Raw genomic sequence first — 3,053 nt, forward strand, 5'->3', positions numbered from 1 at the left:
CGTCGCCCACGGTTCCGCCCGAGCCGTGGCCCCGGGCCGTGACGGCGACCCCGGCCCAGGCGTCGCCGATCTCCGCGGGCCTGCGCACCCGCACGATGCGCCAGTCGGCCTCCTCGAGCGCGTCGAGCACCCGCCTCGACGTGGTCTCGGCGGCGAAGGCCACCGCGGGCTCGAACCCCGGCCGCAGCGCGACGAGGTTCGCGGCGTCCTGGTCGTCGGGATCCACCAGCACGGCGAATCCCGGCGCTCGCGCCTCCCGCGCCCGTGGGCGCGACACCCGGCCCGCCGTCGCGGCATCCCCGTGCGGGGCGGCACGCCGGGGCTCATCGATCCGCGCGAGGTCCTCGAGGAACACGCGGTCGCCGCCCGGCATCCGATAGCCGCCGTCGAGGGCGCTGCCGGGCACGACGCCGCGCTCGGGATCGGCGATCTGCGTGCAGCGCACCTGGAATCCCCGCTCGAGCAGGTGCACGCCGATCGACGCGGCGACCTCGATGCCGAGCTCGAAGGCGTGGTGCGGGCGATCGTCGTGCTCACGCCGCAGCGATGACACGTGCGGGCGGCCGGCCATCGTCGTGTCGAGCAGGATGCGCGCCTCGGGGTCGCCGCGCTGCTCCTCCTCTCGCACCATGAGCTCGCCGCGACGAGCGGTGGCCGCCCAGTTCACCCGGCGAAGCGGGTCGCCGTAACGGTACTCGCGCGCGATCAGCTCGTCGGAGTTGGGATGCGACCGCCGCTGCAGGCCGTGCACGACGCCGTCGATGGACGCGGCGCTGCCGAGCGCGGCCTCGAGGGGCGTGACCCTCGGCGTGACCACCAGCTCGTGTCCGGTGCCGATCTCGCGGTCGATGCGGGCGAGCCCGAACGGGTCGGTGATGCCGACGCGGAGCGGTCCGACCGAGACGACGCCGCGCCGCGGCATCCGGAGCCGGTACTCGAGGCGCACCGTGTCGTCGCCCGACGGGAGCACCCCCTCGTAGGGGCCGATCGCGGGCAGGATGGCCTCGGGCGGCGCGGTGACGCCCTCGGGCGCCGTGTCCCGCCAGTGCGCGCCGTCGAACGTGCGCCGTCCGCGGTTCTTGACCACGAGCGACACCCGGGTCGAGCCCCCGGCCGCCACCACCGGCGGGGCGAACGCCCGGGTGACCGCGAGCCTCGGCGTGCGCACGACCACGAAGACCGCGGCGGCGGCGGGCATCGCGATGCCCACGAAGGCGAGGAGCAGGATGTCGCGCAGGTCGAACCACAGCGACACCGCGAGCAGCGCCACGCCCACCACGACCAGCGTGCCCCCGCGACGCGTGAGCCGCGGCCAGGCCGAGACGCGAAGGGGACGCGGGCGGGACATGTCAGTTCCTTCGTGCGCTGCCGACCGGAACCGGCGTCTCCCCCACGATGCGGCGCACGATGGCGTCGATGAGCGGCCCGCTGTCGCGGTCGTGCGAGCCGACGGCCCGGCTCGTGGGCACGAGCCGGTGTGCGAGCACGGGCACGGCGAGCGCGTCCACGTCGTCGGGCAGCACGAAGTCTCTCCCGTGCATGGCGGCGTGGGCCTTCGCCGCGCGGATCAGCTGCAGGGTGGCGCGGGGGCTTGCGCCGAGCCGCAGCTGTCGATCCTCGCGAGTGGCGCGGGCGAGCTGCACCGCGTACTCCTTGACGGGCTGGGACGTGAAGACGTGCTGCACCGCCGCGATCATCTCGCGCAGCTCGGCGAGCGTGACGACCGGCCCGAGCCGGTCGAGGGGGCTCGACGTCTCGCGCTGGGAGAGCATGGCGATCTCGTCGGCCGGCGACGGGTAGCCCATCGACACGCGCGCCATGAAGCGGTCGCGCTGCGCCTCGGGCAGCGGGTAGGTGCCCTCCATCTCGACCGGGTTCTGGGTGGCGACGACGGTGAACGGCGGCTCGAGCACGTACGTCGTGCCGTCGGCCGTGACCTGCCGCTCCTCCATGCACTCGAGGAGGGCGGACTGCGTCTTGGGGCTCGCGCGGTTGATCTCGTCGCCGATGATGATGTTGGCGAACACCGGCCCGCGCTTGAACTCGAAGCGGCGGCTCGCCTGGTCGAACACGGACACGCCCGTCACGTCGCTCGGCAGCAGGTCGGGCGTGAACTGGATGCGGCTCACGCTGCTGTCGACCGAGCGGGCGAGCGCCTTGGCGAGCATCGTCTTGCCGACCCCGGGCACGTCCTCGATGAGCAGGTGCCCCTCGGCCAGCAGCACGGTGAGTGCCGCGGTGATGGCGTCGCGCTTGCCGGCGATGACGGTCTCGACGTTCTGCACGATGGCGGCGGCGCGCGACCCCACCTCGTCGATGCCCATCATGAGCGCGGGCGCGTCGGCCGCGTCGCCGGCGCCACTGAGGGTCACTGCCGCTTCGGTCATGTCGTCATCGCCGCCTGGAGGTAGTCGGAGACGGCGACGGGCACGTAGGGCGCGACGTCGCCGCCGAGCGCGGACACCTGCCGCACGAGCGAGCTCGACACGTGGGCGTTCGCCGGGTCGGGGAGGAGGAAGACGGTCTCGACGCCGGCCAGGTGGCGGTTCACGATCGCCATCGGCGTCTCGTAGGCCACGTCGATCTGCGAGCGGATGCCCTTGACGAGCACCGTCGCACCGACGTCGGTGCAGTAGTCGACCAGGAGGCCCATGCTCCACGACGCGACGACGATGCGGCCCTGGATGCCGGCATCGGCGATCGACCGCTCGATGAGCGCGACACGCTGCGCGATGGGCAGCAGCGCCGACTTGTCGGGGTTGTGCACCACGACGACATGCAGCTCGTCGTACAGCCCCGCGGCCCGCCCGATGACGTCGAGGTGGCCGAGCGTGACGGGGTCGAACGATCCTGGGACGACGGCGATCCGCTGCATACGCACCAGCGTAGTGCGCGGAAGTCGGCGCGAAAGGGCCGATCCAGAGTCTCAGCCCTTGCTCAGGAACCCGCTGGCCTCGGCGTCGACCCGGCGCCGTACCTCCGCGGCGAGCGCCGGGTGCCCGTCGAGGCCGGGATCGCCCGCGAGCACCTCGGCCGCGAGCTCCCGGGCGTCG

Annotated in this window: 3 protein-coding genes; all 3 read right to left on the minus strand. The window is 73.5% G+C overall.

The window, feature by feature from the left end:
- Positions 1–1,348, minus strand: a 1,348-nt coding sequence (locus tag GH736_RS20085; protein ID WP_159606484.1) for a DUF58 domain-containing protein, incomplete at its 3' end; no start/stop codon positions are given.
- Position 1,349: 1 nt separating this feature from the next.
- A complete protein-coding gene (locus GH736_RS20090; RefSeq protein ID WP_407922380.1) occupies positions 1,350–2,387 on the minus strand; it encodes an AAA family ATPase in 1,038 nt (345 codons plus the stop codon).
- Positions 2,384–2,875, minus strand: a complete 492-nt coding sequence (coaD, locus tag GH736_RS20095) for a pantetheine-phosphate adenylyltransferase (protein ID WP_159606486.1) — start codon at positions 2,873–2,875, stop codon at positions 2,384–2,386. Before coaD ends, GH736_RS20090 begins: the two co-directional genes overlap by 4 nt.
- Positions 2,876–3,053: the final 178 nt, after the last annotated feature.

Source organism: Agromyces humi, assembly GCF_009720255.1.
Classification (GTDB): Bacteria; Actinomycetota; Actinomycetes; order Actinomycetales; family Microbacteriaceae; genus Agromyces; species Agromyces humi.

What these genes read in the sequence shown, in the direction of transcription:
- GH736_RS20090 (WP_407922380.1), bottom strand. Translation starts at nt 2,387, where the DNA reads ATGACCGAAGCGGCAGTGACCCTCAGTGGCGCCGGCGACGCGGCCGAC.
- coaD (WP_159606486.1), bottom strand. Translation starts at nt 2,875, where the DNA reads ATGCAGCGGATCGCCGTCGTCCCAGGATCGTTCGACCCCGTCACGCTC.